17 protein-coding genes and 1 tRNA gene are annotated in these 14,616 nt (G+C 70.0%); 10 read left to right on the top strand and 8 right to left on the bottom strand.

Features of this window, described 5'->3' with window-relative positions:
- Positions 1-81: 81 nt before the first annotated feature.
- The 3 genes from P3X83_RS12130 to P3X83_RS12140 all read right to left on the bottom strand — a co-directional run bounded on the left by P3X83_RS12130 (position 82) and on the right by P3X83_RS12140 (position 3,172).
- Entirely contained in the window at positions 82-1,365 is a 1,284-nt protein-coding gene (locus tag P3X83_RS12130) for a sensor histidine kinase (protein ID WP_277305083.1), read from the bottom strand.
- Between the two features lie 39 nt (positions 1,366-1,404).
- Positions 1,405-2,121 carry an ABC transporter permease gene (locus P3X83_RS12135; RefSeq protein ID WP_277305084.1) on the bottom strand — a complete coding sequence of 239 codons (717 nt, stop codon included), beginning with the start codon at positions 2,119-2,121 and terminating at the stop codon, positions 1,405-1,407.
- Positions 2,122-2,203: 82 nt separating this feature from the next.
- Entirely contained in the window at positions 2,204-3,172 is a 969-nt protein-coding gene (locus P3X83_RS12140) for an ABC transporter ATP-binding protein (protein WP_277305086.1), read from the bottom strand.
- Positions 3,173-3,331: 159 nt separating this feature from the next.
- On the opposite strand from P3X83_RS12140, the gene P3X83_RS12145 reads away from it, so the two are divergent.
- Positions 3,332-4,276 carry an alpha/beta hydrolase gene (locus P3X83_RS12145; protein WP_277305087.1) on the top strand — a complete coding sequence of 315 codons (945 nt, stop codon included), beginning with the start codon at positions 3,332-3,334 and terminating at the stop codon, positions 4,274-4,276.
- A gap of 2 nt (positions 4,277-4,278) precedes the next feature.
- Here P3X83_RS12145 and P3X83_RS12150 read toward each other — a convergent pair whose 3' ends face one another.
- Positions 4,279-4,407, bottom strand: coding sequence for a hypothetical protein (locus P3X83_RS12150; RefSeq protein ID WP_277305089.1), 129 nt, complete (start codon positions 4,405-4,407; stop codon positions 4,279-4,281).
- A gap of 2 nt (positions 4,408-4,409) precedes the next feature.
- Positions 4,410-4,619: a hypothetical protein gene (locus P3X83_RS12155; protein ID WP_277305090.1), complete on the bottom strand. Its 210-nt coding sequence runs from the start codon at positions 4,617-4,619 to the stop codon at positions 4,410-4,412.
- Positions 4,620-4,924: 305 nt separating this feature from the next.
- On the opposite strand from P3X83_RS12155, the gene P3X83_RS12160 reads away from it, so the two are divergent.
- Positions 4,925-5,491 carry a PEGA domain-containing protein gene (locus P3X83_RS12160; RefSeq protein ID WP_277305091.1) on the top strand — a complete coding sequence of 189 codons (567 nt, stop codon included), beginning with the start codon at positions 4,925-4,927 and terminating at the stop codon, positions 5,489-5,491.
- A gap of 363 nt (positions 5,492-5,854) precedes the next feature.
- Here P3X83_RS12160 and P3X83_RS12165 read toward each other — a convergent pair.
- Positions 5,855-5,926, bottom strand: a tRNA-Gln gene (locus P3X83_RS12165).
- 153 nt (positions 5,927-6,079) lie between these two features.
- On the opposite strand from P3X83_RS12165, the gene P3X83_RS12170 reads away from it, so the two are divergent.
- Both P3X83_RS12170 and P3X83_RS12175 read left to right on the top strand, forming a co-directional pair.
- Positions 6,080-8,077 (top strand): M3 family metallopeptidase, encoded by a 1,998-nt coding sequence (locus tag P3X83_RS12170; RefSeq protein WP_277305092.1) that lies wholly within the window; start codon positions 6,080-6,082, stop codon positions 8,075-8,077.
- A gap of 527 nt (positions 8,078-8,604) precedes the next feature.
- On the top strand, positions 8,605-8,907 hold the full coding sequence (locus tag P3X83_RS12175) for a hypothetical protein (protein ID WP_277305094.1): 303 nt from the start codon (positions 8,605-8,607) through the stop codon (positions 8,905-8,907).
- A gap of 468 nt (positions 8,908-9,375) precedes the next feature.
- Here P3X83_RS12175 and gltX read toward each other — a convergent pair whose 3' ends face one another.
- Positions 9,376-10,707 carry a glutamate--tRNA ligase gene (gene gltX / locus P3X83_RS12180; RefSeq protein WP_277305095.1) on the bottom strand — a complete coding sequence of 444 codons (1,332 nt, stop codon included), beginning with the start codon at positions 10,705-10,707 and terminating at the stop codon, positions 9,376-9,378.
- Positions 10,708-10,735: 28 nt separating this feature from the next.
- On the bottom strand, positions 10,736-11,512 hold the full coding sequence (locus P3X83_RS12185) for a fumarylacetoacetate hydrolase family protein (protein WP_277305096.1): 777 nt from the start codon (positions 11,510-11,512) through the stop codon (positions 10,736-10,738).
- Between the two features lie 287 nt (positions 11,513-11,799).
- On the opposite strand from P3X83_RS12185, the gene P3X83_RS12190 reads away from it, so the two are divergent.
- The 6 genes from P3X83_RS12190 to P3X83_RS12215 all read left to right on the top strand — a co-directional run bounded on the left by P3X83_RS12190 (position 11,800) and on the right by P3X83_RS12215 (position 14,600).
- On the top strand, positions 11,800-12,258 hold the full coding sequence (locus P3X83_RS12190; RefSeq protein WP_277305097.1) for an Asp23/Gls24 family envelope stress response protein: 459 nt from the start codon (positions 11,800-11,802) through the stop codon (positions 12,256-12,258).
- A 209-nt stretch (positions 12,259-12,467) separates the two neighbouring features.
- A complete protein-coding gene (locus P3X83_RS12195; RefSeq protein ID WP_277305098.1) occupies positions 12,468-12,734 on the top strand; it encodes a hypothetical protein in 267 nt (88 codons plus the stop codon).
- Between the two features lie 37 nt (positions 12,735-12,771).
- A complete protein-coding gene (locus tag P3X83_RS12200) occupies positions 12,772-12,960 on the top strand; it encodes a hypothetical protein (protein WP_277305169.1) in 189 nt (62 codons plus the stop codon).
- On the top strand, positions 12,957-13,373 hold the full coding sequence (locus tag P3X83_RS12205) for an Asp23/Gls24 family envelope stress response protein (protein WP_277305099.1): 417 nt from the start codon (positions 12,957-12,959) through the stop codon (positions 13,371-13,373). The genes P3X83_RS12200 and P3X83_RS12205 overlap by 4 nt, the downstream gene beginning before the upstream one ends.
- A complete protein-coding gene (locus P3X83_RS12210; RefSeq protein ID WP_277305100.1) occupies positions 13,370-14,032 on the top strand; it encodes a DUF6286 domain-containing protein in 663 nt (220 codons plus the stop codon). Before P3X83_RS12205 ends, P3X83_RS12210 begins: the two co-directional genes overlap by 4 nt.
- Entirely contained in the window at positions 14,022-14,600 is a 579-nt protein-coding gene (locus P3X83_RS12215) for an alkaline shock response membrane anchor protein AmaP (protein ID WP_277305101.1), read from the top strand. The genes P3X83_RS12210 and P3X83_RS12215 overlap by 11 nt, the downstream gene beginning before the upstream one ends.
- Positions 14,601-14,616: the final 16 nt, after the last annotated feature.

A 14,616-nucleotide genomic window follows, 5' to 3' on the forward strand; every position in this document is an offset into this window, starting at 1 on the left:
AGAACACCCCGCACCCGTCTGCCGCCACCAACCGTCACCCCAGATCCCACGTGATCGCCGAAGCGACCAGATCGGCCGGGTTCACTGCTGAGGAGACCACCGCGGCCGATTGCCCATCGCCGGCTGCCATTCCTGGTCCAATGTGGTCGTCGGTGCGGTCGGATCGGCGGCGATCGCTGGTACGGCGACGGCGACGGCCGTGCCCTGGGCGGCGGCGCTCTCGACGGAGAGGGTGCCGCCGACGCCGCGGGTGCGTTGGCGCATGCTGCTCAGGCCGAAGCCGGTTCTGCTCGTGGTCTGGTCGTCGAAGCCGGTGCCGTCGTCGCGGATGTCCAGAAGGACCGTGTCGTCCAGGTAGGAGAGTGTGACCCCGACCCGCTCGGCCCGCGCGTGCTTGGCGATGTTGGACAGGGCCTCCTGGGCGACCCGGAACAGGGTCACCTCGATCGCCGCGACCAGCCTGACCGGTGAACCGGTCACCTCGAAGTCGGGGGTGATCCCCGCGTCGCGGCCCCAGCGGGCGGTGAGGTCGGCCAGGGCCTCCGGCAGATGCGCGTCCTCCAGCGGTTCGGGCCGCAGCGCCCGCACCGAACGCCTGGCCTCGGTGAGCGCGCGTCCGGCGAGGACCGCGACCTGGTCGCTGTGCCTGCGCCACTGCTCATGATCGTCGTGGGCGGAGTCGGCGGCCCTGAGCTGCCCGATCAGCGCCACGAGGTCCTGGGCGATCGTGTCGTGGATCTCCCTGGCCAGCCGTTGCCGCTCGTCGAGCACCCCCGCCTCCCTCGCCTGCGTGACGAGCTGGGCGTGCAGCCCGGCGTTCTCCGCGAGCGCCGCCTGCAGCCGCTCGTTGGCCTTCCTGCGGCGCTCGCTCTCCAGGCCGACCTGCCAGCCGACGAACAGCAGCGGCAGGGACAACCCCAGCAGGGCCGTGATCAGGTCGATCTGCCCGAACCCTTCGCCGCTCGGGCTGCTCTGCGCGACGACCGTGACGATCGCGGTCGCGGCGACCCCCAGCATGACGGCCCGTTTCGGGAACAGCACGCTGGTCAGCGGGTAGCCGATGGACAGGAAGAGGGTGAACGCCACGCTGGTCGCCACGAGCGCCGCGCCGATCGCCAGGATGCCCGCGTAGTGGATGATCGCCAGTGCCAGGTGCGTGCGACGCCGGGGATAGAGCCAGTACATGCCGGGCAGCCACGCTGCGGCCAGCAGCACGAGGGGCCAGGTCTGCCCGGCGACCTGTCCTAGCGCCACCGCGGCGAGGACGGAGACGACCAGGACGCCGTAAGCGAGGGCCAGTAAGACCCACATCCCCTTGCCGTCCTCGTCCATCCCCTCGTCGGGACCGAGCCAGCTGATCTCCATCATTCCCACGTCATCACCCCCGCCGTGCCGTTCAGGCCGTTACTCCCACCTGAACATCTTCGCCGACAGCAGGGAGCTCACCAGGACGACCGCGGCCATCACCGCCAGATGCGGCGGCTCGGGCCAGGCCCCCGCCCAACTCGCCCGAAGCGACTGCATGAACGCACCCAGCGGCGTGTAGTCGCCCACGCTCACCATGAACGGGGGCAGGCTCTCCGCCGGCATGAAGATCCCGCCGAAGACGATGCTCAGGAAGAAGAGCCCGATGCCGATGCCCGTCGCCACGCGCCCGCTCGGCGCCAGCGCCGCGACCAGGAGGCCCACGGCGAAGAGCGACATGACCCCGAGCACGAAGCTGAGCAGGAACGCCGGGACCCGCGCCGGCAGATCGAACCCGAACCCGGCCACGCCCACGACCACCACCAGCGCCATCGAGATCACCGCCAGCGCCACGCCGACGGCGAGCTGAGCGCCGAGCAGCCTGGCCGGGTGAACGGGTGTGGCCGCCATCCTGCGAAGGACGCCCTTCTCCCGGTAACTCGCCATGGTCGTCGGCAGCAGGTTCATTCCGAGCTGCGCGAGCCCGAGCGCGATCGCCGCCGAGGGAAAGAAGGTCTCGATCCCGTCCTGCCCGTTATCGGGTGCCATGATGGCCCCGAACAGCGCCACCATTCCGACCGGTAGAACCAGCACCACCAATGTCGCGGCCGGATCGCGGAGAAATAGCTTCCACTCGTATTTCACCAGTACGGTCATTCGTTTCCTCCATTTGTCAGGTCTGGCAGAGCGGCCGACCTGAGTGCCCGTGTAATGGGTGGCCGCGAGCTCAATGCCTCAGTTACCGGGAGGGATGGCCGGTGGACGGCGATGGGCCTTCGGGGCCGGGATCGGGACCTTCAGAAAGATGCGGGCGGGTGCCGGTGAGGGCGACGAAGGCGTCGTCGAGGCTGGGCTGGTCGACGCGGAGGTCGGTGGCGATGATCTGGTGGCGCGCCAGCACCGAGGTGACCGCGTGGAGGAGGTTTCCGGTGCCCGAGACCTCCACGCGCGGGCCGTTGACGCTGACCCGGGTGACCTCCGGGAGCGCGGTGAGCAGGCGCTCGTCGAGCGGGATCGAGGGGCGGAAGCGGACGCGCTGTTCCGGGACCGAGCGGGAGATCAGCCCCGCGGGGCTGTCGATCGCCGCGACCCGGCCCGCGTCGATGACCATGAGGCGGTCGCACAGCCGCTCGGCCTCCTCCATGAAGTGGGTCACCAGCACGACCGTGACCCCAGCGGCCCTGATCCGCTCGATCAGATCCCACGTGTCACGCCTGGCCTGGGGATCGAGCCCGGTGGTCAGTTCGTCGAGGACGACCAGCTCGGGTGAGCCCACCAGCGCGAGGGCGATGAAGAGGCGCTGTTTCTGGCCGCCGGAGAGCTTGGCGAAAGGGGTGTCGCGCTTACCTGAGAGCCCCCAATCGGCGAGCAGCCGACGCCAGTCGGCAGGCCGCTCGTAGAAGGAGCCGTAGAGGTCGAGGGCCTCCCAGACCTTCAGACGCTCGGGGATGTGGCTCTCCTGAAGTTGCACCCCGATCCGGCGGCGCAGGCGGCGGCCTTCGGTGACCGGGTCGAGGCCGAGGACCCGCACCCTGCCCGCGTCGGGACGCCGCAATCCCTCGACGCATTCGACGGTGGTCGTCTTTCCCGCGCCATTGGGCCCGAGGATTCCGAAGATCTCTCCGGATTCCACGGTGAAGGACACATCGTCGACCGCGACCTGCCGGCCGTACTCTTTACGTAGATTGCGTACTTCGATGACCGCCATGCCATTGAGCATGCGGCCGATCGGCCCGATCGCGGATCGCCCAGCGGGCCTATCGATCGGTGGATGTCGGCTATCCACCGATCGGTGGATAAGCCATTCCCCGATCGATGAACCGATCAGGCGATCCGCGCTCTGGCCTTCACTTGCCAGCCTTGAGCCATGAACGAGTTCTCACGCCGCAATGCGCTGAAGTCCTCCGCCTTCGCCGGGGTCGCGGGTGTCGCCGGAGCCGGTGCCGGGGGCATGGCGACCGGGTCCCGGAAGCGCCGCGTGACCACATATGTGTTCGTCACCGGCGCCAACGGCGGCACCTCCGCCGACTCGGAGCTCGCGTTGCGCGGCCACCGCACGGTCGCGGTCGAGTTGCCCGGCCACGGGTCCGCCGACACTCAGTTCCGCGCGTCCTATCAGGCGCCGCAAGACCTGCGAGCTCTGGCGAGCGAGCCATCGATCATGGCCGGTGTCACCCTCGACGACTATGTGAAGGCCACCGTGGCCACGGTGCGGCGAGCGGCGGCCCATGGTCCCGTGATCCTCGTCGGCGGCAGCATGGGCGGCGTCACGATCACCAAGGCCGCCGACGCCGTCCCCGACCTGATCGACCACCTCGTATACGACTCGGCCTTCTGCTGCACCGAGCTGCCCAGCGCCGACTCCTACCTGTCCACACCGGAAGGCTCGCCGACCCAGGTCGGCGCGCTCCTGGCCGGGGTGCTCGCCGACCCCGCGACGATCGGCGCGGTGCGGATCAACTGGCGCACCGCCGACCCCGCGTTCCTCGGCCCGGTCAAGGCCGCGCTGATGGCCGACGGCTCCGACGCCGAGTTCATGGCGATGCTCAACGGCTCACTTCCCGATGATTCGCCGCTGATCGCGACGGCCGACGCCCGTGGGCGGAAGGAGGCGTGGGGCCGCGTGCCGCGCACCTACATTCGCCACTCGGAAGACCGCCTGATCCCGATCGCCCTGCAGAACCGGATGATCCGAGAGGCCGACGCCCTCACCCCGGGCAATCGCTTCAACGTGCGAACCGTCCGCTGCGCGCACGCCCCCGCACGCGCGGCGTGGGCGAAGATCGTCGATATCCTCGACGGCCTGGCCTGAAATCAAGGAGGCGGCCGTCCATCGGGACATCCGCGCCGGGTGGCGTGGGTGTGCCGCAGCGCGGTCGGCCGCAGCCCGGTGATGCCCGCGTCGGCTCCGGCGGCGAGCACCACCTCGGTGACGCCGTCCACACTCAGCGGGCCGGCAGCCAGGCGGAGATCCGGTCGCGGGCGGGGGCGGGCAACGGCACGGTGACGGCACCTACTCCATGCCGCGCCTCGTACCGGGCGTCTACCAGGTGACCGCGGCCAAGCTCGGCCACGAGCCCGCCGCCGGCCAGACGGTCACGGTCGTGGACGGCCAGGCCGCGACCGCCGGCTTCACCCTGGCGCGGGGGCCCCATGGGGACGTCTCGGGAACCGTCAGCACGGACAACGTTCCCCTCCCGGGCGCCACGGTCACCGTGTCCGGCACGTCGTTCAGGATGCGGACCGACACCGCCGGGCGCTACCGCTTCACCCTGCCGCACGGCTCCTACCGGCTGGAGATCCGCCTTCCCCTCTGCCTCCCCGAGGCCGCCGAGCAGATCACCGTGGCCGGAGACCTGACCAGCAACTTCGACCTGCCCCCGCGCAGTGACGAGTTCGGCTACACGTGCGAGACCGGCGACGAGCCGTACGTAGCGGTCAGCGAACGAACACGGCCACGGTGGGCACCACGCCGCGGTACGGCGTGGTGCGCGGTAAGATCACCGACGCGAACGACGGCGAGCCGGTATCCGGCGCGACGGTCGAGTTCCCCCACGTGGCCACGCTCACCACCGGCGAGGACGGCACCTTCACCGGCCAGATCCGCGCCGGGAACCACACCGCCAGGGTGTCCAAGGAGCACTACGGCACGACCTTCAAGGACGTGACCGTCACCGCCCAGGCCGTCACCACCCTGGACAGCGCGCTGATCACCGGAAAGGTCACCGCCGCGCCCACCGAGATCAACGTGACCGCCCCGCCCGGAACCACCAGGACCGCGACCGTCACCCTCACCAACAGCGGCACCGCGCCCACCCCCTACGAGGCCACCACCGAAGGAGACCGGCTGACCGTCTCCCCCGCCGAAGGCGGCCTCCTCAGGAACGGCTCGGCCACCCTCACCCTCACCGTCGACACCACCGGCCTGGCCCCCGGCGACACCCGCACCGGCGAACTCCTCATCCGCTCCACCAGCGGACGGCAGCCGGTCCTCAAGATTCCTGTCACCCTCACCGTCGCCGCATAGCGGCGCCGACAGGACGGCGGGCGGGTCCGATCCGGGCCCGCCCACCGGCATCCGGGCGGCGCCGTCTTCGGGGCCCACCGCCACGGGCGAGACCGAGTCCGCCGAACGCACGGCCTCCCGGGACGAACGACCCCTCGCCGGAGCCGACCGCCGCAGACCACAACAGGTTCTGGCCTTCCTCCACCAAGAACCCCACCGAGGCCGGCGTCCGTCCCGGATCGGACGGGTACAACGCGACGGCGTCCGCTTTGAACTCCGGCGGATACGACTGCTTGGGGGCGAAGATCGTCGATTTCCTCGACGGCCTGGCCTGAAATGAAAAAGGCGGCTGTCCATCGGGACATCCGCCTTGGAAGACACTTGCTGGGGTACCAGGACTCGAACCTAGACTAACTGAACCAGAATCAGTCGTGCTGCCAATTACACCATACCCCACCGCGCGGTGATCCTCGCTGGAATCTCTCGCGGCGACGTCGGTAAGGATAGCCCAGCTTCGCTCCGGAGACCAAAACGAATACCCGCATGGCGTCCGGGACCGACCGGGTAAGGAAGGATAGATCCCAGGAACACGCGTGAGGAGACCCGACTTTGACCGCGAACCCCTTCTACACTCCGAGCGACCTGCCGTACCACCTGCCCCCGTTCGAGCTGATCGGCGAGGAGCACTACCTGCCCGCCTTCGAACGCGGCATGGTGGAGCAGCTCGCCGAGGTCGCCGCCATCACGGCCGATCCCGAGCCGCCCACCTTCGACAACACCGTGGCGGCGCTGGAACGATCGGGGCAGGTACTCGACCGGGTCTCCACGGTCTTCTTCAACCAGGTCTCCTCCGACAGCACGCCCGGCATCCGGGAGATCCAGAAAGAGGTCACGCCCCGCCTCGCCAAGCACAGCGACACGATCAGGCTCGACCCCGCCCTGTTCGCGCGGATCAAGAAGCTCTACGACGCGCGCGACACCCTCGCCCCCGACGAGGCGTGGCTGCTCACGCGCTATCACACCGACTTCGTGCGCGCCGGGGCCAAGCTGAGCGAGGCCGACAAGAAGCGCCTGATGGAGCTCAACGACGAGCTGTCCCGGCTGGGCACCACGTTCGAGCAGAACCTGCTGGCCGAGACCAACGCGGCCACCGTCGTGGTGGACGACGCGGCCCTGCTCGACGGCATCTCCGCCGAGAGCGCCGCGGAGACCGCCAAGGCCCGGGGTCTCACGGACAAGTACGCGATCTCGCTCGTCCTGCCCACCGGTCAGCCCGACCTCGGCTCGCTGACCGACCGCGGCATGCGCGAACGGCTGTACAAGGCGTCCATCGGCCGGGGCGGCCAGGCCAACGCCGACATCATCACGCGCATGGCCCGCCTGCGCGCCGAGCGCGCCCGCCTGCTCGGCTACGCCGACCACGCCGACTACGTCGTGGCCGACCAGACGGCCCCGTCACCCCAGGCGGTGACCGACATGCTCGCCACCCTCGTCCCGCCCGCCGTGGCCAACGCCCACGCCGAGGCCGAGGCGTTGCAGGCCGAGGCGGGCTTCGCCCTGGAACCCTGGGACTGGGCCTTCTACGCGGAGAAGGTACGCAACGCCCGCTTCGACCTCGACACGGCGCGGATGCGTCCCTACTTCGAGCTCGACCGGGTGCTCCGCGACGGCGTCTTCCACGCCGCGGGCAAGCTGTACGGCCTGTCCTTCACCGAGCGCCCCGACCTGCGGGGCTACCACCCCGACGTGCGGGTGTTCGAGGTGTTCGAGGAGGACGGCGCACCGCTCGGCCTGTTCCTCGGCGACTTCTACGCCAGAGAGTCCAAGCGCGGCGGCGCGTGGATGAACAGCCTGGTCAAGCAGTCGCACCTGATGGACGAGAAGCCCGTCGTGGTCAACAACCTCAACATCGTCAAACCGCCGCCCGGCGAGCCCACCCTGATGACCTTCAACGAGGTCAACACCATGTTCCACGAGTTCGGGCACGCGCTGCACGGCCTGTTCTCCGACGTGCGCTTTCCCCGCTTCTCGGGCACCTCGGTCCCGCGCGACTTCGTGGAGTACCCCTCGCAGGTCAACGAGATGTGGGCTGTCTGGCCCGAGATCCTGGTCAACTACGCCAGGCATCACGAGACCGGCGAGCCGATGCCGCAGGCCATGGTCGACCGCATGATCGAGGCCGAGCGCTTCAATCAGGGCTTCGCCACGGTCGAATACCTGGCGGCCACCCTCCTCGACTGGGCCTGGCACACCGAGGGCGGCGACAGCGAGGTGACCGACTGGGAGTCCTTCGAGCAGCGGGCCCTCGCCCAGGCCGGTGTCGATCTCCCGCTGGTCCCGCCCCGCTACCGCAGTTCCTACTTCGCCCACATCTGGGCCAGCGGCTACAGCGCCGGCTACTACTCCTACATCTGGAGCGAGGTGCTCGACGCCGACACGGTGGAGTGGTTCAAGGAGAACGGCGGGCTGCTGCGCCGCAACGGCGACACCTTCCGCCGCGAACTCCTCAGCCGGGGAGGCAGCCTCGACCCCATGGTCGCGTTCGAGTCCTTCCGCGGCCGTTCCCCCGACATCGCCCCACTGCTGGCCCGCCGCGGCCTGTCCTGACACACCCCTGGCGCGGAGTACCGGACGGCCCTCCCTGTCCGGTACCACCACGCCCCCGCGAGGGCCGCGGCTGCCATGCCCGCGTAGATGATCAAGGTCATGCGGGCGATGAGCCGCTGGCCGCACGCTCGTCGTCGTGGCTCGGAACGGTGACCGGGAAACGGGATGAGCGTGCTCGATCGCTTCTACCGATTCGAGGCCGCATAGGCGGCGGTCTGCCGACATCGCCTTGCAGCGCGTGACCGTACGTGCCGGTCTGGCGCGGATCGCACGACTCGGTATGCCCGGCAAGGGCGGCCTGGACTGGCCCTTCGCCACGAACCCGCCCCGCTGAGCCCGGTTCGGTTGGAGTCTCCTGCCGGCCGACGGCCGATGGTGACCGGCGTTCATGACTATTGGCGGTCCCAGTGGTCACCGAGGGATCGGCCATTGACTCACGGGAGCTTGCGATCTAGCCTTTTTTTAGGAAACTTTCCTAAAAGAAGGCGTGCCTTCGCTTCACCCCCCATTGCTCTAGGGAGCCCTTTATGAGCTTTCGTCGTCAGCTCGCCACCGTGGCCGGGTCGGCGGTCCTCTGCCTCGGCGCGGCCGCACTCGCCCCCTCCTCCGCCATGGCCGCCCCGACCGGCTGCACCACCTGGATCACCAGCGGCGTGGCCTACAGCCTGTGCACAGGGGGGACCGGTCTGCACGGCGTCGCGGTCGAGCAGTCGCACCCGCTCGCGGGCCCGATCCTGATGACCGGCGACTGGAGGCCCGCCGGCGAGATCTCGTCCGTGCGGCTGACCCCGTGGCCCGTCAAGCGGATCTGGGTGAACAAGGTAGGCTGACGCGAATTTTTGAGCCCGACCTGGTGGGCGTCGACGCCGGACCTGCCCCGGATGAGCCCACCAGGTCTTCCCCTCCAGCAAGGCCCACCCGCACCGCTGCGCGCCCGCCCGCCGTATGGCACGCAAGGCGTCACCCCGGCGGCGAGGTGGAAGTGACGGCCGCCTCGCCGTACGGCGACCGGCCTCACAAAGGGCACGCGCAGCGCGCCCTTCCCGCGGAAAGCGCCGATACCGAGCAGACCGGCCGGTGACCACGCCCCGGCCGAAATCGCCCAGCCCCCGTCGCCGCCCTGGATTCAGGACGTGCCGTGCCCCATGTACGGCGAGCGTCCCCACCAACGGCCGGCCGGGGATGACGGAGCCGGTGCGGTATCCCTGCTCGTGCCCCCCTCCGGCCAGCCCCGCGCGAACGCCCAGCGTGCCTCTACGCTCAGTGGCGGTAGCCCGGTCCATGCCGTCGCTTGACGGTTAGGGGGTGAGGCGGGCCAGGGCTGTGCGGAGGCGGGTGGTGGTGCGGGGGCGGCCTAGGGCCTGGATGGATTCGAAGAGGGGGAGGCCGACGGTGCGGCCGGTGAGGGCTACGCGGACCGGGGCCTGGGACTTGCTCAACTTGAGGCCGTGCTGTTCGCCGACCTCCTCCAGGGCGGTTTTGAGGGACTCGGGGTCGAAGGGGACGGATTCCAGCCGCTCCAGGTAACCGCCGAGGATCTCTCTCGGGGAGTTCTTCATGGCCTTGTCCCAGCTCGCCTGGTCGAAGACGGGCTCGTCGAGGAACAGGAAGTCGACGTTGGCGCGGATCTCCGAGAGGACCGCGACGCGGGTCTGGGCCAGGGGCGCGATGTCGGCGAAGACCTTGAGGTCCCATGAGGGGTCGAGGAAGGGGCGGCAGCGGGCGATGAAATCGTCCAGCGGCAGGGCCCGGATGTACTCGCCGTTGAAGGCGCGGAGCTTCTTCTCGTCGAAGAAGGCAGAGGCGGAGTTGACGTCTTCCAGGCGGAAGAGCGGCACCATCGCAGGCCACGGCATGATCTCGCGGTCGTCGCCCGGACCCCACCCCAGCAGCATCAGATAGTTGACCATCGCCTCGGCGAGGTAGCCCTCGTCGCGGTAGGACTCCAGCGCGACCTTGTCGCGGCGCTTGGAGAGCTTCTTGCGCTGCTCGTTGACGATCACCGGCAGGTGGGCCCACACGGGCGGCGTGGCGCCGAGGGCGGGCCACAGCAACTGCTGGCGGGCGGCGTTGGACAGGTGCTCCTCGCCGCGGATCACGTGGGTGATCGACTGGGTGATGTCGTCGACGGCGTTGGCCAGCACGTACAGCGGCGAGCCGTCGGAGCGCGCGATGACGAAGTCTTCCTGCGCGTCGTTGGGGAACTCGACCCGGCCGCGGATCACGTCCTCGACGACGGTGACGCCCTCGTCGGGCGTGCGGAAGCGGACGGCTCCCTCGGTCAGGCCCCGCTCGCGGCAGTGGCCGTCGTAGCCGCGGTGCTCGGAGCCGGTGCGGGCCTGGAGCTGTTCGCGGGTGCAGTCGCAGTGGTACGCCTTGCCGTCGGCGAGCAGTTTGGCGACGGCCTCGCGGTGCTGCGGCTCGTAGGCCGACTGGAAGTACGGCCCCTCGAACACCGGATTCTCGCCGTGGATGCCGATCCAGGCGAGGGCGGAGATGATGCCCTCGGTCCATTCCGGCCGGTTGCGGGCCGCGTCGGTGTCCTCGACGCGCAGCACGAACCGCCCGCCGTCGCGCTGGGCCAGGGCCCAGTTGAACAGCGCGGAACGGGCGCCGCCGACGTGGAACATGCCTGTAGGAGACGGGGCGAAACGAACCCTAATCACGGGAGACCACCCGGTTGCTGAGAGTGCCGATTCCTTCGATGCCGACGCCGACCTCGTCACCGACGCCGAGCGGGCCGACGCCCGCTGGCGTGCCGGTCAGGATGACGTCGCCGGGGATGAGCGTCATGACCGCGGTCACGTAGGAGATGAGCGCGGGAATGTCGTGCAGGAGCTGTGAGGTGCGGGCGCTCTGGCGGATCTCCCCGTTGACCGTCGTGGTGATCGCCAGGTCGGATGGGTCCAGGTCGGTCTGGATCCACGGACCGAGCGGGCAGAAGGTGTCGAAGCCCTTCGCCCTGGTCCACTGCCCGTCCTTCTTCTGCAGGTCGCGGGCGGTGACGTCGTTGGCGCAGGTGTATCCGAAGATCACCTCGGTGGCGCGCTCGACGGGCACCTCGCGGCACAGCCGTCCGATCACCACGGCGAGCTCGCCTTCGAAGTCGACCCGCTCGGTGAGCTTGCCGGGGTAGACGATGCCCTCGCCGGGGCCGATCACCGAGGTGGACGGCTTGCTGAAGATCACCGGCTCGGCCGGGGGCTCGCCCCCCATCTCGCGGGCGTGGTCGGCGTAGTTCTTCCCGATCGCGATCACCTTGCTGGGCAGGATGGGCGCGACCAGGCGTACGTCGGCGAGGGGGTGGCGTTCGCCGGTGAACTGGACCGTGCCGAAGGGGTGGCCCGCGACGGCCGCGACGAACTCCTCGCCGGGCGGCCCCTCGACCACGCCGAACATCACGCCTTCTCCGGCGGTGAACCTCGCTATGCGCACTGGTGATTGTCCCTGCAGAGTCGGATGCCGTACGGCACGAGCCTACTGATCCCGCCAAGTGCTTTCCGCCATCAGGGCACCCGTGGTTTCCGATGGATTCTCGTCCGGCTTGATTCATGGGAAATGACATGGAAAGGGGCGGAAAAAATGCCCCCAAGTACGGATTGTGGCGGTGAGCTGCGGCAATAGGTGAATATATCGCTTTTTGGGATGCCTGGAGAGCGCCGGGGAAGCACCACGAACCGGGGGGAACCGACGTGTCCGAGACCACGCAGAGAGAAGCAACGGTGCCGCGCGCCCGTAGCGAGGACGCCGGCCAGTCCGGGCCGCTGCAGTCGGGCAAGGGAAAGACCACCATCGCCGACACCGTCGTCGCCAAGATCGCCGCCATGGCGGCGCGTGACGTGTCCGGTGTGCACGAGATGGGCGGATCCGCCGGACGCGCGCTGAACGCCGTGCGCGGCATGGTGGGCGGTGACCGGCCCATGACCCAGGGGGTGGCCGTCGAGGTCGGCGAACGGCAGGCGGCCGTGGACGTCAACGTGGTGGCGGACTACGGGGTCGCCATCCCGGACATGGCGTCGGCGGTGCGCCGGAACGTGATCACCGCCATCGAGCGCATGTGCGGCCTTGAGGTCACCGAGGTGAACATCAGGGTGGACGACGTGCACATGCCGGGCGACGACAAGCCGGACACCGACCAGAAGAGCAAGCGGGACCAGCAGGAAGAGCCACGGGTCCGGTGAACGTGAGCGGCTCGGCGGGACGAGGCGCGGTAGAGCGATCGTCGACGGCGGGCAGACCGGGCGGCCCGTCACCGGCACAGAGCTCATCGGCACAGAGCTCATCGGCACAGGGCTCGTCGGCACAGGGCGTCGCCGCGACGTCCAGTCGTACGCCGGAGGCCGGGCTCGCCGGTTCGCACAGGTCCGAGGCATCGGATCAGCGCAATCGGGTGGTCCGGGACATCGCCCGGCGAGTGCTGGACGTGCCGGATGTGGCCGAGCTGACCGGAGGGCCGTTCGGCACCGTCGCCACCTACCTGCCGGGCGGCCGGATCAGAGGCGTGGCCCTGCGCGACGACGAGTTGGAGATCGCCATCGCCGCCCGCTACGGCACGCCGCTGCCGGAGATCGCCGACCGGGTGCGCAGCGCCGTCGGGGACGCGGCCGGGGACCGTCCGGTGAACGTGACCATCGACCGGCTGACCGTCACCACCTGACTTCCACACACATCAACGAACGCTCAAGGGAGCAGAGATGGACACATTTCCGTTGTGGCCGATCCTCGGCCTCGCCGTTGGCATGGCGCTCGGCTTCGCCGGAGCGTTCGGCGGTCTCGGCGCGTTCCTACTGGTGCTGGTCCTGGGCGCGGTCGGCCTGCTGATCGGGCACCTGCTGGAGGGCGGCCGGGTGGACCTGTCGCAGTTCGCCGTGAGACGGCGATGACACAAACGGCGACGGCACGAACAACGCGAACGAGCGCGACGCCGGCGACGGACGTCCCGCCCGAGCGGCGCGGCAGGACGATCATCCCGGAGGCGGTGGTGGCGCGGATCGCGGCGGGCGCCGCGCGTGAGGTCGAGGGCGTGCTCGACGTACGGCGGCGCGGCGTCGTCCCGTGGAACGAGCGGTCCAGGGCCGACGTGGACGGCGGCCTGGCCATGCTCAGCCTCGACGTGTCGGTGGCCTATCCGGCCCCGCTGCGCACGCTCACGGACCGGATCCGCAACCACGTGGCGGCCAGGGTGCACTACCTGACCGGCCTGGCCGTCGGGCACGTGGACATCGAGGTGACCTCGATGGTCCCCGGGCAGCGCCCCGCGCGAACCACGGAACTCGCCGAAGGAGCGCGGCGATGACCGCCGTCGAGGAACGCGGCCCAAAGACGTCCGGGACGTCCGAGACGTCTGACGCGGCGCACAGGCCGCCGAAGTCCAGGCGTGCCGACCGCGCCGCCGCGCACGTGTTCCGGCCCCGGCGCGTCTGGCCCGCGATCATCGTGTCCGCGCTGCTCCTGGCCATCGGGCTGATCGCCGCCATCGAGATCATCTCCGCGCTGGCCGGCCATCCGGCGCGCATCGTGCCGTACCAGGCGTTCGGACGGTGGGCGGCCGGGACGCCGTGGAGCGACCCGAGGATGCTCACCGGGGCCGCCATAGCCGCCGTGCTCGGCCTGATCCTGCTGCTGATCGCGCTGGTCCCGGGGCGGCCGAGGTTCGTCCCGCTGCGCACCGGCGACCGGGATCTGATCATCGGGATGCAGCGGCGCAGCTTCGTGCACGCGATCGAGCGCGCGGCCGAGAGCGTGGACGGGATCGGCGGCGCGCGGGCGCACCTGCGGCGCGGACGCGTCCACGTCACCGCCACGACCTCGTTGCAGACCGCCGCGCCCCGCCTGGAGCGGGTGGTACGGCAGGCCGTCACCGCCAAGATCGCGGCGCTGGCCCCCGTGCCCGCGCCCGACGTCAGGGTGTCGGTGCACGGAAGGCGTCGGGAGGGCCGCGGCCATGGAACGTAAGACCGCCAGGGGCAACCGCCTGGGCCTCATCCTGTGCGGCCTGGTGCTGCTGCTCCCGGGGCTGTACGCGCTGGCCAGAGGGCTCGGCCTGTTCGGTTCCAGGGCGCGCGGCGAGTACATCATCAGCGCCGGGACGGCGGGCTTCTTCACGGCCGATCCATGGGCCTGGTGGGTGCTCGCCGCGATCTCGATCGTGGCCGCGCTGCTCGGGCTGCGCTGGCTGCTGGCTCAGGCGCGCAAGGACACGCTGTCGGGGCTGCGTCTCGCCAAAGGGCCCACGGGCACGACGGACGTCGAGGCCGACGGCATCACCAGGGCACTGGAGTCGGAGCTGGCCGACCATCCGTCCGTGCTCCGCGCCAAGGCCATCCTCACCGGATCGAAACGGACGCCGGGCGTACGGCTGGCGCTGGTGGCCGACGAGACGTCCCGGCTGGACGAGCTGCGCGGGCATCTGGGCGCGCACGCCGTCCCGAGGATGCGCGACGCGCTGGAGGTGGAGCACCTGCCCGCGGTGGTCAGGCTCAAACTGGAGGAGCCGTCGTCACGCCCGCGCCCCGTGCGGTGACCGCCAGGAACCACCG

The organism is Spongiactinospora sp. TRM90649 (assembly GCF_029382225.1).
Taxonomy (GTDB): domain Bacteria; phylum Actinomycetota; class Actinomycetes; order Streptosporangiales; family Streptosporangiaceae; genus Spongiactinospora.

Coding starts and splice junctions, on each gene's coding strand:
- P3X83_RS12130 (WP_277305083.1), bottom strand. CDS start 1,365: ATGGAGATCAGCTGGCTCGGTCCCGACGAGGGGATGGACGAGGACGGC.
- P3X83_RS12175 (WP_277305094.1), top strand. CDS start 8,605: ATGAGCTTTCGTCGTCAGCTCGCCACCGTGGCCGGGTCGGCGGTCCTC.
- P3X83_RS12145 (WP_277305087.1), top strand. CDS start 3,332: ATGAACGAGTTCTCACGCCGCAATGCGCTGAAGTCCTCCGCCTTCGCC.
- P3X83_RS12140 (WP_277305086.1), bottom strand. CDS start 3,172: ATGGCGGTCATCGAAGTACGCAATCTACGTAAAGAGTACGGCCGGCAG.
- gltX (WP_277305095.1), bottom strand. CDS start 10,707: ATGTTCCACGTCGGCGGCGCCCGTTCCGCGCTGTTCAACTGGGCCCTG.
- P3X83_RS12155 (WP_277305090.1), bottom strand. CDS start 4,619: ATGGGGCCCCCGCGCCAGGGTGAAGCCGGCGGTCGCGGCCTGGCCGTC.
- P3X83_RS12215 (WP_277305101.1), top strand. CDS start 14,022: ATGGAACGTAAGACCGCCAGGGGCAACCGCCTGGGCCTCATCCTGTGC.
- P3X83_RS12210 (WP_277305100.1), top strand. CDS start 13,370: ATGACCGCCGTCGAGGAACGCGGCCCAAAGACGTCCGGGACGTCCGAG.
- P3X83_RS12205 (WP_277305099.1), top strand. CDS start 12,957: ATGACACAAACGGCGACGGCACGAACAACGCGAACGAGCGCGACGCCG.
- P3X83_RS12200 (WP_277305169.1), top strand. CDS start 12,772: ATGGACACATTTCCGTTGTGGCCGATCCTCGGCCTCGCCGTTGGCATG.
- P3X83_RS12135 (WP_277305084.1), bottom strand. CDS start 2,121: ATGACCGTACTGGTGAAATACGAGTGGAAGCTATTTCTCCGCGATCCG.